This is a genomic window from Terrilactibacillus laevilacticus, from assembly GCF_006517395.1.
GTDB lineage: Bacteria > Bacillota > Bacilli > Bacillales > Sporolactobacillaceae > Terrilactibacillus > Terrilactibacillus laevilacticus.
In genome coordinates this window covers 1-1,482 of the sequence record NZ_VDCY01000032.1, presented here as the reverse complement: position 1 = coordinate 1,482, position 1,482 = coordinate 1, and the positions used below count along the sequence as shown (strand labels likewise).

The 1,482-nt window shown below is 54.2% G+C and carries 1 rRNA gene; it reads right to left on the bottom strand.

The annotated features are described in order from the left end of the window. Positions 1 to 12 precede the first annotated feature (12 nt). Positions 13 to 1,482 (bottom strand): 16S ribosomal RNA (locus FG390_RS15570); the annotation flags it as partial.

Sequence of the window (1,482 nt, the reverse complement as noted above, 5' to 3'; positions counted from 1 at the left end):
CTAGTTCCTTAGAAAGGAGGTGATCCAGCCGCACCTTCCGATACGGCTACCTTGTTACGACTTCACCCCAATCATTTGTCCCACCTTCGGCGGCTGGCCCCAAAAGGTTACCTCACCGACTTCGGGTGTTACAAACTCTCGTGGTGTGACGGGCGGTGTGTACAAGGCCCGGGAACGGATTCACCGCGGCATGCTGATCCGCGATTACTAGCAATTCCGGCTTCATGCAGGCGAGTTGCAGCCTGCAATCCGAACTGAGAATGGCTTTATGGGATTGGCTCGGCCTCGCGGCTTCGCTGCCCTTTGTACCATCCATTGTAGCACGTGTGTAGCCCAGGTCATAAGGGGCATGATGATTTGACGTCATCCCCACCTTCCTCCGGTTTGTCACCGGCAGTCACCTTAGAGTGCCCAACTGAATGCTGGCAACTAAGATCAAGGGTTGCGCTCGTTGCGGGACTTAACCCAACATCTCACGACACGAGCTGACGACAACCATGCACCACCTGTCACTCTGTCCCCCGAAGGGGAACGGCCTATCTCTAGGCTTGTCAGAGGATGTCAAGACCTGGTAAGGTTCTTCGCGTTGCTTCGAATTAAACCACATGCTCCACTGCTTGTGCGGGCCCCCGTCAATTCCTTTGAGTTTCAACCTTGCGGTCGTACTCCCCAGGCGGAGTGCTTAATGTGTTAACTTCAGCACTAAGGGTTGGACCCCCTAACACCTAGCACTCATCGTTTACGGCGTGGACTACCAGGGTATCTAATCCTGTTTGCTCCCCACGCTTTCGCGCCTCAGCGTCAGTTACAGACCAGAGAGCCGCCTTCGCCACTGGTATTCCTCCACATCTCTACGCATTTCACCGCTACACGTGGAATTCTACTCTCCTCTTCTGTACTCAAGTTTCCCAGTTTCCAATGACCCTCCCCAGTTGAGCTGGGGGCTTTCACATCAGACTTAAGAAACCGCCTGCGCGCGCTTTACGCCCAATAATTCCGGACAACGCTTGCCACCTACGTATTACCGCGGCTGCTGGCACGTAGTTAGCCGTGGCTTTCTGGTTAGATACCGTCACAGTACCATCATTTCCTATGATACCTATTCTTCTCTAACAACAGAGCTTTACGATCCGAAAACCTTCATCACTCACGCGGCGTTGCTCCGTCAGACTTTCGTCCATTGCGGAAGATTCCCTACTGCTGCCTCCCGTAGGAGTCTGGGCCGTGTCTCAGTCCCAGTGTGGCCGATCACCCTCTCAGGTCGGCTATGTATCGTCGCCTTGGTGAGCCATTACCTCACCAACTAGCTAATACACCGCGGGCCCATCTGTAAGCGATGGCAGAACCATCTTTTACCCTTGCATCATGCGATGCAAAAGATTACCCGGTATTAGCCCCGGTTTCCCGAAGTTATCCCCGTCTTACAGGCAGGTTGCCCACGTGTTACTCACCCGTCCGCCGCTCATTCCACAAAACGCACCC